The sequence below is a fragment of the Venatorbacter sp. C2-1 genome (assembly GCF_022832715.1).
Taxonomy (GTDB): domain Bacteria; phylum Pseudomonadota; class Gammaproteobacteria; order Pseudomonadales; family Oceanobacteraceae; genus Venatoribacter; species Venatoribacter alkanivorans.
In genome coordinates this window covers 874,150-890,359 of the sequence record NZ_CP094879.1, presented here as the reverse complement: position 1 = coordinate 890,359, position 16,210 = coordinate 874,150, and the positions used below count along the sequence as shown (strand labels likewise).

At 54.0% G+C, this 16,210-nt stretch carries 18 protein-coding genes; 13 read left to right on the top strand and 5 right to left on the bottom strand.

Translation table 11 applies throughout. The features are described from left to right. Positions 1-40: 40 nt before the first annotated feature. From MT343_RS03950 to MT343_RS03940, 3 genes are all read left to right on the top strand, one after another. Positions 41-1,069, top strand: a complete 1,029-nt coding sequence (locus tag MT343_RS03950) for an AraC family transcriptional regulator (protein ID WP_145469774.1) — start codon at positions 41-43, stop codon at positions 1,067-1,069. A 155-nt stretch (positions 1,070-1,224) separates the two neighbouring features. Continuing rightward, the gene (locus MT343_RS03945) at positions 1,225-2,439 is read left to right on the top strand and encodes a glycosyltransferase family 4 protein (protein ID WP_145469775.1); all 1,215 of its coding nucleotides are present in this window, start codon (positions 1,225-1,227) and stop codon (positions 2,437-2,439) included. After that, positions 2,393-2,977, top strand: coding sequence for a phosphatase PAP2 family protein (locus tag MT343_RS03940; protein ID WP_145469776.1), 585 nt, complete (start codon positions 2,393-2,395; stop codon positions 2,975-2,977). Before MT343_RS03945 ends, MT343_RS03940 begins: the two co-directional genes overlap by 47 nt. Positions 2,978-3,003: 26 nt before the next feature. Here the strand turns inward: MT343_RS03940 and dinB are convergent, their stop codons facing one another. Beyond that, on the bottom strand, positions 3,004-4,122 hold the full coding sequence (gene dinB, locus MT343_RS03935; protein WP_145469777.1) for a DNA polymerase IV: 1,119 nt from the start codon (positions 4,120-4,122) through the stop codon (positions 3,004-3,006). Positions 4,123-4,331: 209 nt separating this feature from the next. Between dinB and MT343_RS03930 the strand changes: the two genes are divergently transcribed. The 6 genes from MT343_RS03930 to MT343_RS03905 are packed head-to-tail and all read left to right on the top strand — an operon-like array spanning position 4,332 to position 7,374. Further along, entirely contained in the window at positions 4,332-4,691 is a 360-nt protein-coding gene (locus MT343_RS03930) for a HopJ type III effector protein (RefSeq protein WP_145469778.1), read from the top strand. A 1-nt stretch (position 4,692) separates the two neighbouring features. After that, the gene (gene minC, locus MT343_RS03925) at positions 4,693-5,385 is read left to right on the top strand and encodes a septum site-determining protein MinC (RefSeq protein ID WP_145469779.1); all 693 of its coding nucleotides are present in this window, start codon (positions 4,693-4,695) and stop codon (positions 5,383-5,385) included. A gap of 42 nt (positions 5,386-5,427) precedes the next feature. Then, entirely contained in the window at positions 5,428-6,234 is an 807-nt protein-coding gene (minD, locus tag MT343_RS03920) for a septum site-determining protein MinD (RefSeq protein WP_145469780.1), read from the top strand. Between the two features lies 1 nt (position 6,235). Next, on the top strand, positions 6,236-6,490 hold the full coding sequence (gene minE, locus MT343_RS03915) for a cell division topological specificity factor MinE (protein ID WP_145469781.1): 255 nt from the start codon (positions 6,236-6,238) through the stop codon (positions 6,488-6,490). Next, positions 6,487-7,029: a paraquat-inducible protein A gene (locus MT343_RS03910; RefSeq protein ID WP_145469782.1), complete on the top strand. Its 543-nt coding sequence runs from the start codon at positions 6,487-6,489 to the stop codon at positions 7,027-7,029. Before minE ends, MT343_RS03910 begins: the two co-directional genes overlap by 4 nt. Positions 7,030-7,062: 33 nt before the next feature. Then, on the top strand, positions 7,063-7,374 hold the full coding sequence (locus MT343_RS03905; protein ID WP_145469783.1) for a peptidylprolyl isomerase: 312 nt from the start codon (positions 7,063-7,065) through the stop codon (positions 7,372-7,374). Between the two features lie 66 nt (positions 7,375-7,440). On the opposite strand, the gene MT343_RS03900 is transcribed toward MT343_RS03905, so the two are convergent. From MT343_RS03900 to MT343_RS03885, 4 genes are all read right to left on the bottom strand, one after another. Further along, positions 7,441-8,592 (bottom strand): ABC transporter substrate-binding protein, encoded by a 1,152-nt coding sequence (locus MT343_RS03900; protein ID WP_145469784.1) that lies wholly within the window; start codon positions 8,590-8,592, stop codon positions 7,441-7,443. Positions 8,593-8,862: 270 nt separating this feature from the next. Continuing rightward, on the bottom strand, positions 8,863-9,321 hold the full coding sequence (locus MT343_RS03895; RefSeq protein ID WP_145469785.1) for a hypothetical protein: 459 nt from the start codon (positions 9,319-9,321) through the stop codon (positions 8,863-8,865). A gap of 23 nt (positions 9,322-9,344) precedes the next feature. Beyond that, complete coding sequence (locus tag MT343_RS03890) at positions 9,345-10,430, bottom strand: peptidase M42 (RefSeq protein ID WP_145469786.1); 1,086 nt, start codon at positions 10,428-10,430, stop codon at positions 9,345-9,347. A gap of 109 nt (positions 10,431-10,539) precedes the next feature. Next, on the bottom strand, positions 10,540-10,716 hold the full coding sequence (locus MT343_RS03885; protein WP_186435965.1) for a PA3496 family putative envelope integrity protein: 177 nt from the start codon (positions 10,714-10,716) through the stop codon (positions 10,540-10,542). Positions 10,717-11,108: 392 nt separating this feature from the next. Between MT343_RS03885 and MT343_RS03880 the strand changes: the two genes are divergently transcribed. The 4 genes from MT343_RS03880 to MT343_RS03865 all read left to right on the top strand — a co-directional run bounded on the left by MT343_RS03880 (position 11,109) and on the right by MT343_RS03865 (position 16,207). Continuing rightward, on the top strand, positions 11,109-11,723 hold the full coding sequence (locus MT343_RS03880) for a TMEM165/GDT1 family protein (protein ID WP_145469787.1): 615 nt from the start codon (positions 11,109-11,111) through the stop codon (positions 11,721-11,723). 152 nt (positions 11,724-11,875) lie between these two features. Continuing rightward, positions 11,876-12,526 carry a 2OG-Fe(II) oxygenase gene (locus MT343_RS03875; protein ID WP_230332677.1) on the top strand — a complete coding sequence of 217 codons (651 nt, stop codon included), beginning with the start codon at positions 11,876-11,878 and terminating at the stop codon, positions 12,524-12,526. A 134-nt stretch (positions 12,527-12,660) separates the two neighbouring features. Continuing rightward, entirely contained in the window at positions 12,661-14,394 is a 1,734-nt protein-coding gene (locus MT343_RS03870) for an ABC transporter substrate binding protein (RefSeq protein WP_145469788.1), read from the top strand. A 184-nt stretch (positions 14,395-14,578) separates the two neighbouring features. Continuing rightward, positions 14,579-16,207 (top strand): methyl-accepting chemotaxis protein, encoded by a 1,629-nt coding sequence (locus tag MT343_RS03865; protein WP_145469789.1) that lies wholly within the window; start codon positions 14,579-14,581, stop codon positions 16,205-16,207. Positions 16,208-16,210: the final 3 nt, after the last annotated feature.

The window sequence follows — 16,210 nt, the reverse complement described above, 5'->3', positions numbered from 1 at the left end:
CTGTCATCCTATCGCCCAATATAACAATAACGGTATTCACATGATCCGAGGTACTTGGAGCCTGACCGAACCTCTGGTTCCGGTAAATATTCCGGCAACCATGATCCGTGTCGGCGCAGAAAAAGGGATAACCAGCGATGTCCTGCTGCAGAACACCGGCATCAGTCCCGAGCAGTTATCCGACCCGTCGGCCCGTCTGACCTATCAGCAGATGCTGTTATTGGCCGGCAATCTGATGCGTGATTATCCTGAAGAAACGCTGGGTCTGGATCTCGGCAAAGCCATCAATATCAATCAGTTTGGTATGCTCGGCTACGCCATTCTCAGCTGTGCCGACTTGCGCAGTGCGTTGCGCCTGGGCCTGAAGTATCACTCACTGGTTGATCCTGCGTTTACTTTTGAAGTGGTCGATCAGGGCGATACCACCGCCGTACGCCTGACCTCCCATATCCCGTTTGAACATATGTATCGCCTGATGTGCGATGTGTTCATTGCTATCTTTGCCACCCTTGCACGTTTTCTGACCGGTAAAGAGATCGACGCCCGCGAAGTGCACCTGAACCATCCGATGCCGGGTTATGCCGACGAATATCAGCACCTGTTTAACTGCCCTGTACTGTTTGATCAGCCACGCACCGAATTTATTATCGACAGCGTGCTGCTCGATACCCCGCTGGCGATGGCCGACCGTGCCACCGCCGCCATGGCGGAAAGCCAGTGCGAAGAGATCCTGGCCCGTATGGGACCGAAAGAAGGCATCGTCGCCAAGGTACGCCGTATTCTGCTCAGTAATCCCGGCACCTTTCCGCCGGTGGATGTGGTTGCCAGCCATCTGGCAACCTCAACCCGCACCCTGAGCCGCAGCCTGCAGGATGTTGGCACCTCCTATCAGCGTATTCTGGATGAAGTACGCAAAGAGATGGCGATTGAGTACCTGCGTAATTCCAGCCTGCCGATCGAAGAGATCGCCGCTCTCGTTGGCTACAGCGACCCATCCAACTTCCGTAAAGCATTCCGCCGCTGGACCCAGCACGCGCCGTCTTACTACCGCGAAGAACGCGGACTCTGACCCCGGCGGCCAGAGTTTCTGGCCGTCATTTCTCCCTTATTTCCCCGTCACAGCCTCAGGCGCCCGGACTTCACCAGACCGTCACAGGGCTGAAACATAACTGTCATACTGCACCCGCAAAGTGAAAGTCACACTCAACCTGTCAGCGATGACCTATGACTTTGACTGCGAGTTCTTCCACGCTGCAACGCGTGACCATAGTGACCGAGACCTTTGCACCGGAAATCAACGGTGTCGCCAATACGCTCGGTCATCTGGTTCGGGGGCTAATATCACGCGGTATCGAGGTTCAGGTGATACGCCCGCGTCAGAACCGCAACGATCTCTCCAGCAGTCAGGGCAAACTGCACAGCATTACCCTGCCCGGCCTGCCGATTCCCGGTTACAACGCCCTGCGCTTTGGTTTTCCGCTGATTGGCCGCATCCGTAAAGCTATCAACCGTTTTGCCCCGCAGGCGATCTATGTCGCCACCGAAGGGCCTATGGGTTGGGCTGCGGTCAGTGCCGCCCGCGCCAGTGGCATTACCGTACTGAGCGGCTTCCACACCAATTTTCACCAGTACATTGAGCACTACCGCCTCGGAGCACTGGAAGGCCTGGCTTACCGTTACCTGCGCTACTTCCATAACCGTACCAACGGCACTCTGGTGCCGACCCGCATTCAGCGCGATGAACTGGATGCCCATGGTTTTCACAATGTACGGGTGATGGCCCGTGGCGTTGACAGCCAGTTATTCAGCCCGCAAAAACGCAGTGCTGAACTGCGCAAACAGTGGGGTGTACGCGAAGACGATCTGGTGCTGCTGTACGTCGGCCGCATTGCCGGTGAAAAGAATATGGATCTGGCGCTGGCCACATACCGCCGCCTGCTGGCTGCCGATGAGCGGGTGAAACTGGTGCTGGTCGGTGACGGCCCGGCGCTGGCGGGCATACGTGAGCATTACCCGGCGGTGATTTGTTGCGGTATGCAACGTGGTGAAGACCTTGCCCGCCACTATGCCAGCGGCGATGTTTTTCTGTTTCCGAGTAAAACCGACACCTTCGGCAACGTGGTGACCGAAGCCATGGCCAGCGGCTTAGCCGTGGTCAGCTTCGACTATGCCGCCGCACATGAACATATCCACAACGGTCAGAACGGCATGCTCGCCCCCTTCGGCGATGATCAGAGTTATATCCGCTGTGCCGAAACCTTACTCGACAGCCCGAATTTACTCCGGCGACTGCGCCAGCAGGCTTGCCTGCATGCAGGCAGTATCAGCTGGAACAGCATTGTTGATGATTTTATTCAGCGCCTGAATGGCGCCACTGCGGAGGTAATCCAGCATGGAACTGAGCAAAACAATACAGCCAAAAGCCGCGCTACTGTTTAACAAAGCAGACCGCTTCGAACTGACATTGTGTCAGCGCCTTAACCGCATGGGTCAGTACACTTCAGTACGCCTGTTTTTCAAAAGCATCAGCCGTCTGGGTGACGGGGTGTTCTGGTACAGCCTGGCGCTGTCGCTGATTCTGTTGCAGGGTATCGAAGGTCTGGCTGCCGTTGGCCATATGACGGTGACCGGACTGATCTGCGTAGCGATTTACAGCCAGCTGAAAAACCGCCTGGTGCGTCAGCGGCCGTTTATTTCCTGGGACGATATCCGCGCCCACACCGCACCACTGGATCTGTACAGTTTTCCATCCGGTCACACCATGAACGCGGTGAACTTTGCCGTGCTGTTCAGCGTGTTCTTCCCGGCGCTGTTCTGGCTGGTTGTGCCTTTCGCCCTGCTGGTTGCTCTGTCGCGGGTGATTCTCGGCATGCACTACCCGACCGATGTTCTGGTCGGCGCCTGCCTTGGCCTTTTAATCAGCTATCTGTCACTGCTGATCTGGCCTGTGGGGATGTTTGCCGGCGTGGTGATGTAACACCCCATGCACATCAGGCCAGCCAATCAGAACAGCGTCAGCTGATTGCGGTCTATCTCCGGCGTGCGTCCGCCAATACCAAGCAGACGCACCGCCTTGTTTTCCCGCTGCAGCGCCAGCTTCAGCAAACGGGCAAAGCCCTGCTCTGATGCCTGCTCGTGACTGTCGGCCAACGTTGTCTGGGTAAAATCGGCAAATTTCACTTTCACAAAGGGCGCCAGCGCCGCCGCCGGCCAGCCTGCGCGTTCCACCCGTTCATGCCAGCGTTCCAGCAATTGCGGCAACTGTGCCAGGCAATGTTCTTCACCGGCCAGATCGGTGGCAAAGGTGCATTCCACACTGACCGATTTACGTGGCCGCTCCAGATTCAGCAGACGATGATCAATGCCGCGGGAGCGTTCATACAGCACCGCGCCCATACGGCCGAAGGTACGCACCAGCTCGGTCAGCTCCCAGCGGCGGATATCGGCGCATGTCTGCAGTTTGTAGAGCGCGAGTTTTTTCTCCATCGCCGGGCCAATACCGGGGATTTTCCCGACCGGCAACGCCGCGACAAACTCATCGACCTGATGCGGTTTTACCGCCCATTGTCCATCCGGCTTGTTCCAGTCGGAGGCAATTTTGGCGAGGAATTTATTCGGCGCGATACCGGCGGAGACGGTAATACCGAGTTCGTTACGTACCCGCTCACGGATTTCCCGCGCGACCTCGGTGGCATTCAGGTGGCTGGCAATTTCCAGATAAGCTTCGTCGACCGATACCTGCTCCAGCTGCAAGGCATATTCCTGCAGAATCACCATCAGCTGTTTTGATACTTCGCGGTACAGCGCCATACGTCCTGGCAGCAACAGCAGCTGTGGACAGAGTTTTTTCGCCTGCGCCGTTGCCATCGCCGAGCGTACGCCAAAAGCCCGCGCCGGATAATTGCAGGTGGCGATCACCCCACGGCGGTCAGATTCGCCGCCAATGGCAATGGGCAGCTCACGTAATGCCGGATTTTCGCGCATCTCAACTGCGGCAAAAAAACAGTCGCAGTCGATATGGATCACTTTCCGCTGAGTAACAGCGGCAGATTCCGTTTCTGCCACAGCCGGCACTTCCGCTGACACGGCGGAAGCCTGTGAACTCTGAACGCTGTAAGGCATCGTATCACTCCGGGTTTGATAAACAGCGATGACCAGCCAATCTGGTACAAGGTTTAAATTACTGTATATTCAACCAGTATAATAATCAATCGCCATGACATAACCCGGTACTGGTGTTAGCCTTGGCAACCTGTCATTAACCGCCCGGCGAGTCGCTCAGAAATCGTACAGAGCATTATCCTTGCCGCCTATTTACAGGGAATTCCCGCGTGAACGATTTTTCTCAGGCGCAAGCCGACTTTATTGCCGCACTCGACAGCAATGATCATCTGTTTGCCAGCACTCTGGCATTTATCGGGCAGTGGTTTGATTTCACCCCAAGCGCGTTCAACAACGGTGGCGTACAAAACAGCGCCGAACAAAACCAGGGCAGCTGCAAGGTGTTTGCCCTTGCCCAGTTGCTGCAACTGAGCAAAGAGCAGGCTCTGCGCTGCTTTGGTGAACATTACCGTGACGTGCTGGCCACGCCGGATGTCGATAATCACCATAACCTGCGCCGTGTACTGCGCGACGGTTTAGGCGATATCAGCTTCGAGCTGTTCCCGCTGACTGCTAAAGCGCAGGCCTGATATGGACAGTGCCGTCAGTCTCAAAGCCGGTCTGGTGCCGCTGACCACATTGCATTTCAGCAGCAATGATCTTGCCGATATCCGCGCCCAGCTGGAGAAAAAACAGGCCGAAGCGCCGGCATTGTTCCGTCATCTGCCCTGTGTGCTGGATTTATCCTCATTAGATCCCAACCTGCTGACGCTGGCGGATTTACAACAGCTCTGCCGTGATTGTGGTCTGCTGCCCGTTGCTGTACGCAATGCCGGCAATGAGTGGCAGGCTCAGGCAGAAGCATTGCATCTGGCCGATCTTGGTAAAGGAACCAGCCGCGCTGCAGCCCGCCAGCAGGACACAGCGGCCACAGATTCAGGCAATGAAACACCGCCGCCTGCACGTGCGGTCAAAATTCATACCGGTAATATCCGCTCCGGTCAGCAGCTGTATAACGACGGCGACCTGATCATTTTTGGCATGGTCAGCGCCGGCGCTGAGGTACTGGCAACCGGCGATATTCATATCTACGGCACCCTGCGCGGACGAGCTCTGGCGGGGGTAAAAGGCGATGAGTCGGCCATTATTGCCTGTCAGCAGTTCGATCCGGAACTGGTTGCTATTGCCGGTCAGTACCGTCTGTTTGAAGAACAGCAGGAGCAACGCCAGCAGCCGGTCGCGGTCAGCCTGCAGGATGGCACCTTGAACATCACCAGCGTTTGATAAATACTGCGCCACACATTGAATTTTCAGGGAAATACGGCTTTGGCAAAGATCATCGTTGTCACCTCCGGTAAAGGCGGAGTCGGTAAAACCACCACCAGTGCAGCCTTCTCCACCGCTCTGGCCATGAAAGGCCATAAAACCGTCGTCATCGACTTCGATGTTGGCCTGCGCAATCTGGATCTGGTCATGGGCTGTGAACGCCGTGTGGTCTACGATTTCGTTAACGTCGTGCAGGGTGAAGCATCCCTGAAACAGGCACTGATCAAAGACAAGCGTCTGCCGAACCTGTTTGTCCTGCCGGCCTCACAAACCCGTGATAAAGACGCACTGAATCCCGAAGGTGTGGAAAAAGTGCTGAATGAACTCAGCGCCGATTTTGACTACATCGTCTGCGATTCCCCGGCCGGTATTGAGCACGGCGCACATATGGCGCTGTATTACGCCGAGGAAGCCATCATCGTCACCAACCCGGAAGTCTCTTCCGTACGCGACTCTGACCGCATCATCGGCATTCTGCAGAGCAAATCACGCCTCGCCGAACAGGGCAAAAGCGTTAAAGAACATCTGCTGCTGACCCGCTATAACCCGGAACGCGTAGAACGCGGTGAAATGCTGTCGGTGCAGGATGTTGAAGAAATTCTTGCCATCCCGCTGCTGGGTGTTATCCCGGAATCGGAAGCGGTATTAAAAGCCTCGAATCAGGGTGTACCCGTTGTGCATGACGCCGAAAGTGACGCTGGTCAGGCCTACGATGACGCTGTAGCCCGTTATCTGGGCGAAGACCGTCCGCATCGTTTTCTTGAGAAGCAGAAAAAAGGCTTCCTGAAGCGCGTATTCGGAGGTTGATATGAGTTTAATGGATTACTTCCGCAAGGAGCAGAAAAGCAGCGCCAGTGTCGCCAAAGAGCGTTTACAGATTCTGGTTGCCCACGATCGCCTGCGTAATAACGGCCCCGAATATCTGCCACAGTTGCAGCAGGAAATTCTCGCGGTTATCCGCAAATATGTCGCCATCGGTGAAGACGACGTATCGGTTCATCTCGAACAGCAGGGCACCACATCGGTGCTGGAGCTGAACGTTACCCTGCCGGATCGTAAATGATCCGTCTGCTTGTGCAACGCTGGTCAGAGGCCCCCCTTCTGCAGCGTTGCGGCCTGTTCTTCGCTCTCTGCAGTTACGCCTTACTCTGGCCCGGGGTTACTGAACCCATTATGACCCTGAGCGCTCAGGTCAGCATGTTTGGCCTTAAGGCCCAGCTGTTTCACGAAACCCGCTCAATCTGGCAGACCGTTCTCAAATTGCATGAGCTGGGTTACACCCCGGTTGCCATTCTTATTGTCAGCTTCAGTGTGATTATTCCGCTGCTGAAACTGGCGCTGATCATCAGCACCTGGCTGCTGCCTTCAGTACTGCGCTGGCGCCTGGTCGGCATGCTGGGTAAATGGTCGATGGCCGATGTATTTGTGGTCGCTATTCTGGTGGCTTTTTTTACCGCCAAAGCCACCGCCGAATTATCGGCCGAACTGTTACCCGGTTTTTACTGGTTTACCGCCTTCTGCCTGTGCTCCGTTATCTCCGGACAAATGCTGACCCTGCACACCGACCAAAACCAGCGCGCAGGAACGCCTGAGCTGAACTAAGCTTATCCGCAGACAGTTGATTCCGGAGATGCTATGACCACCCTCGCCCTGCACCATATTCTGCTGAAAAGCCCGTTGCTGGCTGCCGATGTTTTACAGGAACTGAATATTGGTGCCGACTTCAGTGAACTGGCCGAAGAATATTCCGCCTGCCCCTCAGCACATCATCAGGGCTTTGCCGGTTATCACGACAGCGACCAATTACCCACCGAACTGCTGCGCGCCCTGAATGAGCATGACAGCGAATCTCCTTACGTCGGTCCGGTCAGAACCGCCTTTGGTTACCATATTCTGAAAGCGGTGGCGAAACCGGAACGCACTCTGCTTATTGATGAAGCCGGGTAATAAATTGGCTGAAAACAAAAAACGAGCCTAATGGCTCGTTTTTTTTGTTCTCTGCCCCGGGGGCCTTTACTCCGACAGCAATGAATAATCCCAGTCAGCTTTCGCCATCGGCGCTCTGGTTTTAATCAACCCCATCGCATTAAACGCATCCTGAACCCGGTCATTCAGTACTTCCAAACGATGTGGAAATTGCGGATTACTGAAGAAATCAACATTGCCCTGCTTATCGACAAACTGCGCGTCGTAATACAGGTTTTCAATATCCGGCTGGGCGTTTTTATCACCCAGTAAAATATCTGCCGAGGCTTCCAGTAATTGCAGTTTCTGTGGATTGGACAGATCGCGCATCAGCTCCTGCAGCTGAGCTGAAGCGCTCATCAGCGTTTGTACAAAACTCTGCACCTCAGCTTTATTTTTTTCAAAATAATCGGCACGCACCACATAAACATCGGCAATAATCCGGCGTGCAAACATAGTCGAAATAATCATCCGGGCACCGGTAATCGAACCGTTACTGCCGGTACCGACCCGCCGGCCGGAGGTCAGCCCGTAAGCGTCGGAAATAATCATAAATGAGGCATCGATTTCCGGCAGCTTCAGTGCTTCCGGTGGTGAGTTGGGCGATAACGTAAGATCCGGCATCCATTTCAGATTCACATCGCTCATCTTCAGGCCGGCCTGGGTCAGCAACGTGGTCATAAAATCCACATGGGGACCATAAGCCTGAATAGCGATGGTTTTTCCTTTTAATTCACCAACGCGGACTATGCCGTTTTTAGCAACCAGGGTGTCACCACCGCGCGACCAGGTGAGCTGGTAAATCACCACCGGGCGGGTACGCGGATCTTTATTAATCAGATCCAGCGCCTGGTTGCACATACCAATGGTACAGCGCAGATAAGGGGAAGCGCCGGATAAATAATCCTGCAGCTGTTTATCAAAGTTATCCTGCAAGACAAATTCGTAATTCAATCCGGCCTTGGCCATGGCACTGCCAGGCTGAGTGCGGGTATTCATACCATTGGCCAGAATACTGATCATATCGCCGCCCCAGGTAATCATCGGCACCCGCAGTGGCTGAGTATTCTTTACCGGGCCCACTGCCGTATTAATACGCGCTGCCAGTGGTTCAGGCTCAATAAACTCGGGCTCCGCAAAGACACCCCGCGCGAACAGCAGGGCCAGAACGGCAGCAGAGAACAACAGTATTGAACGCACGATGGTATTTCCTATTAACTGATTAATGAACGTCACTGGGCTTTAGCAAACATGATGCCATTGCTAGTGATACGCCTCACATCAGCGCAAATTCGTGAGCAACTGCACAATTAGAAAGCAAAGGAAAAAATAAAGCGGAAATACCTACGAATAAAAGCACCAGCATGATGCTGATATTTTTTACCGCGCACGGTAATAAGGCACAAATAATCATCTGACAAAGCAGAATAGGATTACGGAAAAGCGGCTGAAATACTGCTGGCGAGTAGGTTATTCTGCCTGATGCAGAAACAGACGCAGCGCCTGACTGGCACTCTGACAATGATACAGCGTGGCTTTAAGCTGATATTCACGGCACAGAACTTCACAGCGACGGCCGGGAACGCTGAGTAAAAAATGGCACTGATCCTGACCCAAACCTGCGCCGGAATTAATTAACTGAAAACAGCCATGCTGCAGCATATTGCCTTCGGTATCGTAATCAATGCCGTCGTATTCCAGCACACTGTTCAGCTCCACTGCATCGGTATCAGCAGAGATCAGCGCCAGCACAACAAAGGCTCTGGGGGCCGATAAAAAATCCCGTGCCCGCTCATACACCAGAATATGCGGATCGGCTGCCGTGGCTGTGGCATAAAAAAATGCATAAGCGCCACCCGGCCCGCTGATGGAATCATCCGCCGGGGGTGGTAAATCGCTTAACAACTGCAGCTCAACAGGTTCGTTCATCAATCCATTACCGGCTAATGGCCTCAGGCCATCGGATCATAGGTCCAGAACGGGTAGCGCAGACCAGCCATGGCACAGAGTACACGTAAAAATGCATCACAGGCTTCAACGCCCGCACTTTCGTCCATGGTGTGGTAACCCGTGGTCGGAATCTGCAGCGTGGTGCCATCCACCAGACCATTAGAGGCCGCAATAATACGGCCCATTTCGGTACTGCCCATGGATTTGGCAGCAATACCCTGACGGGCATTTTCTTCGTTCTGACGGCGGATATAGTCATCTTTAAAACTGTAACGGATGCCCAGTTTTTTACATTTTTCCGCCAGCCGGTTGGTTAACTCCGTATTAAAGGAAGCGTTGGCATCGCAATGACGTAACACCAGCAACTGCTCGTTAGCCGCCGGTACATCCGGATACGGGCTGGTATCCACCACCACCAGCTGGTTGGTGGAGCCACCAAAACGGCGGAACCATTCGAGCAGGTAACGCCAGCTGCGTCCGGCTTCTTCCTGAGCGGTAAAAAAGGCGGTGCCCTGAAAACCCAGTTCAAATAAATACACCAGCATGGCGGCGGTCAGTACGTTATCGAGCTGGCCCAGATAACGGCCATTTTCGATACGCAGCTGATCACGGAAAGCCACCGGCGTACCCGCCACCAGATGTTCCATACCGGACAGCTCAAAAATCAGGTTATTACGGTGCGGACAGATATAGGTACGCTCGATTTTGCCACGCCCACGGTAAGCACCGGACCAGGGTTCATAAGCAAACACGCCGACATCGCCGAAACGGTCGACGATCATTTTCATCAGTTCTTCCGACACCGAGTTACCCAGCAGGTCGGAACGGCCGCCGGAGACAAAGGCCGCGTACTGAAATTCGTTCGGGCCGGTACAGACCAGACCGTGACGGTCGATGTGGGCCGAAAACATCAGGCTCATCGGATCTTTGCCCTGCGCGACCAGCACGCCTTCGTACCAGGTTACCTGCGCCCCGCGCTCTTCCAGTTCGCGCTGCAATACGCGGAAAAAGGAATGCTCAGCGCCGACCACCGAAGGGCTGCGCAGCAGACTTTTTAAAATATCGAGAAAGGCGGTACGGTCGCTCATGGATACCCCGCAGAGCTGCTACAGATTGAAAAGCCGATGAAAGCACGGTTAGAAAAAGGGGTGCAAGAGAAGTTACACCCCGGAGGAAGGAAATCGGCGCGTTGCGCGCTCAGTCCTGATAATCGATATCGAAGCCCAGCAAATCGCGCAGACGTGCCTGCTCCAGAATACGCTCGGCGCGACGACGTTTTTTATCGTAATCGACACTGCGTCCTTTGGGCTTGCTGCGGGATTGTGGCTGGTCGTCGAGATCGTCAAAATCTTCGTAGTCTTGTGGCTGACTCATACCCACCTCAGATGTTCAGATACTGCCCGCCCCTTACCGGCAAAGGCACCGGGGCGAAAACGGCGGCATAATTTCACCAGTTCCGGCTGTGGTAAATTGAAAAAAATTATTCTTCTGGATCAGTTTTTTTTGTTGTTTTGACAAAGAACACCATAACGTCTTACGGGGTGACGTGTGCCGCTTAAGCCGTTATAATCGCCGCGCTCTTGGGGGAGTAATCTGCCCTGACCCATAAAGTCAGCGGCGCCCGTGTCAACATAATTGAGCCTCATGCTCATGGCACCGGCGACCATCTCACGATGGTTTGATGAGACCTGAGACAAACAGCAGGATGACCAGGGCGGCATCGTGCCGTTTGTCTTTGGTTAACGATCTCCGCCCGGACTATAAACATGACTGATACCCTGATTAGCCTGCCGGCTCTGAACGACACCTTCGCTCATTCAGCCTTCCTGACCTCTTCCGTTGCAGTTGCCATTGCCGAAATCGGCGATAAAACCCAGCTGTTGTCTCTGCTGCTGGCAGCCCGTTTCCGTAACAAGAGTGCGATTGTGCTCGGCATTCTGCTGGCAACCCTGCTGAACCACGCAGCCTCGGCCTGGCTCGGCGCCTGGCTCGGCAATTCCCTGACCGAATGGCTGAATGGCAGTACCGGCCGCCTGCTGCTGGCCGCCGGCTTTGCTGCCATGGCGATCTGGGTGCTGGTGCCGGACAAAGAAGACGACAGCACTGACACCCATCAGGCCTGGGGCGCCTTTCTGGCCACCACTGTGCTGTTTTTCCTGGCTGAGATCGGCGACAAAACCCAGGTAGCCACCGTATTGCTGGCCGCCGAGTTTAACTCGGTGCTTTGGGTAACTCTGGGTACGACCTGCGGAATGCTGCTGGCCAACGTACCGGTGGTGATTTATGGCGAACGTCTGATGCGCCGTATGCCGCTGCATCTGGCCCGCTACGCTACCAGCCTGCTGTTTGCCATACTTGCGCTGTGGACATTGCTCAGCTGAGCCGCTGTGCTGTCAGGGCCGTACCCGGTGCGGCCGCTGGCACTTATCTCCAGCAATAAACGGGATCGAAACGATCTGTATTTTTTGTTTTTACTGCCGCCGGGCTTTGGGTAAAACGCCAGTCCCTTTGTGTTTTGCTCCGGAGTACGTCCTTGCAGTTTGCTGAAGCCAGCCATGATGATCTGTTTGAAAGCATTGCCGCCGATCTGCAGACCCAGGGCTATGCCATCACCCATGATGCACTGCCTCTGCTGATGTCTTCCGGCCTGCTGAACCGTGTGGTGAGACTGCAGCACGATGATTTCAGTGCCGCAGGCACTGGTCGCCAGCAACAGCATCAGCTCAACCAGTTTGTCCGTCGCGACAAAATCCGCTGGCTCAGCAATGACGATCCGGCCGAAGCCGCGTGGCTGGATTATATGGCCGAACTGCAGCGCTATATGAACCGCCGTTTGTATCTGGGTCTGTTCAGCTACGAAGGCCATTTTGCCCATTACCAGCCCGGTGATTTTTACAAAAAGCATATGGATGCATTCAAAGGGCAGGCCAACCGCGTACTGACCACCGTGCTCTATCTGAACCCTAACTGGGAAGTTCAGGATGGCGGTGAACTGGTGATCTATCAGGCTGAAAACCATGAACAGGAACTGCTGCGCGTCAGTCCGCGTTTCGGCACGCTGGTCACCTTTCTCAGCGAAGACTACCCACACGAAGTGCTGCCCGCCAAACGCGACCGCTACAGCATTGCCGGTTGGTTCCGTCTGAACAGCTCAACCACTGTCCGGGCCGACCCTCCGCGCTGAGCCTCCACGCTTCCGCTGTACGATTAAAGAGCAACAGAAAGGCAAGGAAAAATACGCTATGCTCTGACTTCGGAGATGAGGAATCTCCGTTGTATAGCCACGGATATCCGGCTGCATAATTTGCGGGAGCAACCGTGCTGATCAGGCATATTTTATTCGTTATTTTTATTACTATCATTTATAGCCCGGTATTACAGGCCGATAGCCAGCGCGCGACATTCCTTCCCCAGCCTGACATATTAATTATCCACTCGTATCACCTGCAGTTTCCCTGGACCCGTCTGCTTAACGACAAGCTACTCAGTAATCTTGAGCCGCTGCTGCCCGGTGAACAGATTCATGTCGAATTTATGGATGAACGGCGCTATAGCGACAACCCGCAGGTCCGTGCCGAATTACTGCGCCTGTATGATCTGAAATATGCAGAACAACCGCCGGATGTGGTGGTAGTCAGCGACGATGCGGCACTGAATCTGGTGCTCAATGCTGAACTGCCCTGGCTGAAGAATACGCCACTGGTATTTTTAGGGATTAATGTTCCCCAAGGCCACGACCTCAGCCGCCATCCGCAACATACCGGAGTACTGGAAGGTATGGCGATTGAAGAAAATATCGAATTTATCCGCACGCTGTTGCCAGCCACCCGCGAAATTCTGTTAATTGCCGACCGCTCCGGACTGGGCGCCCTGATGGGAAACGAAGCCCGCCAGCTGATCCGCAGTCAGCGCTTTCACGATATAAAATTATCTGTTTACGACGATTTTACCTTCACCGAACTGGAACAGTTCCTGAGTAATATGCCAGCCAACAGCGCGGTGTTGTTTCTTGCCATTCATAACGACCGTAATGGCGAATATTTTTCTTACGCCAAACATTTACCTGTGCTGAGCGCAAAAACACCGGTACCGATCTTCGGCATGTGGGGCGACCTGATGATGGGTCAGGGCAGCGCCGGTGGCATGATGCACAACGCCAGCAGTCAGGCGGAAATGGCCGCACAGATAGTGCGCAAGATTCTGAGTGGAGTTCCTGCCGCTGATATTCCCGTATTACCAAAAACCCGCTTTACGCCACAGTTAGATGAGCGCCAGCGCCTGCGTTTTAATATTCCGCTGAGCAACCTGCCCAGCGGAACCGAGCTGCATTTCCGGCCACAAAGTTTTCTCGCTGCCCATGCCGTGCTGATCGGTGTCAGCCTGAGCATTATCGTTTTTCTGTCGCTGATTATTTTAGTGCTGAGCCTGAATATTCGTCGCCGTCAGCATGCCGAGCAGCAATGGCAAAGCCTGCGTCTGACACTTGAGCAACGGGTATCGCAACGCACCAATACGCTTAACCGCCAGAATCAGCAGCTGACCGAACTCAGCCAGCAGCTGGCCTTACAGGCCAATACCGATGTGCTTACCGGAATCAGCAACCGCCGCCATGGTGATATACAACTGCATAAGGCAATGGAGAACGCTCTGCAGCAGAGAACTCCGCTGAGTCTGGCTCTGATCGATGTGGATTATTTCAAGCGTATCAATGATCAGTACGGCCACGAACGCGGCGACCAGATATTAATTGAGCTGACCGATTTACTGACTAAGCATATCCGCCCCCAGGATCTGCTTGTCCGCTGGGGCGGCGAAGAATTTATGCTGTTGCTGAACAACTGCACGCCAGAACAGGCAGCAGTACTGTGTGAGCGTCTGCGCCAGCAGGCACGCACTATCCGGATCAGCGCTGACAATACCCTCAGCATCAGCATAGGAATCAGCAGCAGCACCAACGCCGACAATACCGCACAGCTGCTGCGCCAGGCCGATCAGAATCTCTACGCCGCCAAAGCCGGTGGCCGCGACCGGGTTATCAGCGCTGATAATTAAATAACGCCGGTATGCTGCACAGTTCACATAATGCGCCATCCTCCCGGGCCGGTTGTTACTGACATGGTAGATAACTGCCCCTGATCTACACTTCCCTGTAATGAAGGCCAGATATTCCGCCGGATAACTGAGCCATTTCGTATCAGGATCTGCCCATATTAAGCAGGCCTAACAGGAGAATAATATGAACTGGTCCGACCTTGGCCTTGCCAAAAAACTGACATTACCGATTGCCGTTCTTGCGATTTTACTCGCCACACTGTCCGTTATTCAGATCTCGAACCTGAACACAATTACTGCCGAATACAGCCATATTAATGAGCAATATCTTCCGGCGCTGGAACTGACCCTGAACGCTGACCGCGATTTATATCAGGCACAAATTGCCGAACGTTCGATGGCCTTAGGTCTTACAGCAGACACATATAAGCAAATGCATAAGGAAAATCTGGATCAGGTTGCCACCCGTCTGAAAAAAATTCAGGTACTGGATATTTCTGCCGATGCGAAAAAGCTGTCTCAATCTTTTCTGACGGCTTTTGAACGCTGGCGCCCGAAAAGTGAAGCGATGGTACAGCAGGTTCTCGGCGGTAGTCTGAGTACCCGCCAGGCAACAGAAATGAGCACAGGCTCGTTGGAAAATGAATTTGAGGGCATCCGCGAAACGCTCAACGTTCTCGGCGAAAAGCTTGGTGAAGAAGCCAAATCCTTACAGAAAAAAGCAGAACAGGCCAAAAATGCCGCACTGCGCAGCATTTTTATTCTGGTCGGTGTGGCCCTGCTGATTGCATTGCTGGTTGCCGTCTATTTCCCACGACTGATTACCCGCCCGGTTAACGAGCTGGCCAGAGTGCTTGGCCAGATGGCCGATGGTAAAGGTGATCTGAGTAAACGCATGCCGGATCTTGGGCGCGATGAAATTGGTTTGCTCAGCCATAACTTCAACCGTTTTCTCGGCGGCATGCAGCAGATGATCGGCACCATTCAACAGGTCGCACTGGATGTTGCTTCCACCACCAATACCCTGAAAAAAGGTGCCGGCGACAGCCAGCGCATCAGCGGCGAATATGCAGGTTCGATGGAGTTGGTTGCCACCGCCAATCATGAAATGGGACTGGCGATTCAGGAAGTATCATCCAACACCCAGCAGGTATCAGAAGAAGCCAAAGCGGCCGACCAATCGGCGCGGGCGGTATCAAAACAATTCCGTCAGGCCATGGAAGAGATTCAGGCACTGGCCGAAAATGTTGATAACTCAGGTGCCGTTATTCAGGAGCTGGTCGCCGAAACCACCAATATCGCCTCGGTGCTGGATGTGATTAAAGGCATTGCCGAGCAAACGAATCTGCTGGCGCTGAACGCAGCCATTGAAGCGGCCCGTGCCGGTGAGCAAGGCCGGGGGTTTGCCGTGGTGGCCGATGAAGTACGGACTCTGGCCAGCAAAACCCAGCAGTCGACCGGCGATATTAATGTCATGATTGAGAAGCTGCGCAGTGGTGTTAACCGTGCCGTCAGCAGCATGAAGGAGAGTCAGGAAAAAGCGGTCAGCACCGTCGAATATGCCAGCAAGTCGGAAGAAAATATCCGCAATATTTCCGGTTCACTGCTCAGTATCAGTGACCGCATTCTGCAGGTTGCCTCCGCTATTGAAGAACAGACATCCGTTATCAATAACATTAATGAAAACCTCAGCAATGCCAAACATCTGAGTGATCAGGGTATGCAGAGTGCCAGCAGTATCCGCCAGGCCGTTGACGGGCTGAATCATCAGGCATCCAGTCTGCGTGATGAGGTATCCAGCTTTTCACTTTAACCC

What these genes read in the sequence shown, in the direction of transcription:
- MT343_RS03905 (WP_145469783.1), top strand. Translation starts at nt 7,063, where the DNA reads ATGACCACCCTCGCCCTGCACCATATTCTGCTGAAAAGCCCGTTGCTG.
- MT343_RS03910 (WP_145469782.1), top strand. Translation starts at nt 6,487, where the DNA reads ATGATCCGTCTGCTTGTGCAACGCTGGTCAGAGGCCCCCCTTCTGCAG.
- minE (WP_145469781.1), top strand. Translation starts at nt 6,236, where the DNA reads ATGAGTTTAATGGATTACTTCCGCAAGGAGCAGAAAAGCAGCGCCAGT.
- MT343_RS03940 (WP_145469776.1), top strand. Translation starts at nt 2,393, where the DNA reads ATGGAACTGAGCAAAACAATACAGCCAAAAGCCGCGCTACTGTTTAAC.
- MT343_RS03890 (WP_145469786.1), bottom strand. Translation starts at nt 10,430, where the DNA reads ATGAGCGACCGTACCGCCTTTCTCGATATTTTAAAAAGTCTGCTGCGC.
- dinB (WP_145469777.1), bottom strand. Translation starts at nt 4,122, where the DNA reads ATGCCTTACAGCGTTCAGAGTTCACAGGCTTCCGCCGTGTCAGCGGAA.
- MT343_RS03880 (WP_145469787.1), top strand. Translation starts at nt 11,109, where the DNA reads ATGACTGATACCCTGATTAGCCTGCCGGCTCTGAACGACACCTTCGCT.
- MT343_RS03885 (WP_186435965.1), bottom strand. Translation starts at nt 10,716, where the DNA reads ATGAGTCAGCCACAAGACTACGAAGATTTTGACGATCTCGACGACCAG.
- MT343_RS03895 (WP_145469785.1), bottom strand. Translation starts at nt 9,321, where the DNA reads ATGAACGAACCTGTTGAGCTGCAGTTGTTAAGCGATTTACCACCCCCG.
- MT343_RS03865 (WP_145469789.1), top strand. Translation starts at nt 14,579, where the DNA reads ATGAACTGGTCCGACCTTGGCCTTGCCAAAAAACTGACATTACCGATT.
- MT343_RS03950 (WP_145469774.1), top strand. Translation starts at nt 41, where the DNA reads ATGATCCGAGGTACTTGGAGCCTGACCGAACCTCTGGTTCCGGTAAAT.
- MT343_RS03945 (WP_145469775.1), top strand. Translation starts at nt 1,225, where the DNA reads ATGACTTTGACTGCGAGTTCTTCCACGCTGCAACGCGTGACCATAGTG.
- minC (WP_145469779.1), top strand. Translation starts at nt 4,693, where the DNA reads ATGGACAGTGCCGTCAGTCTCAAAGCCGGTCTGGTGCCGCTGACCACA.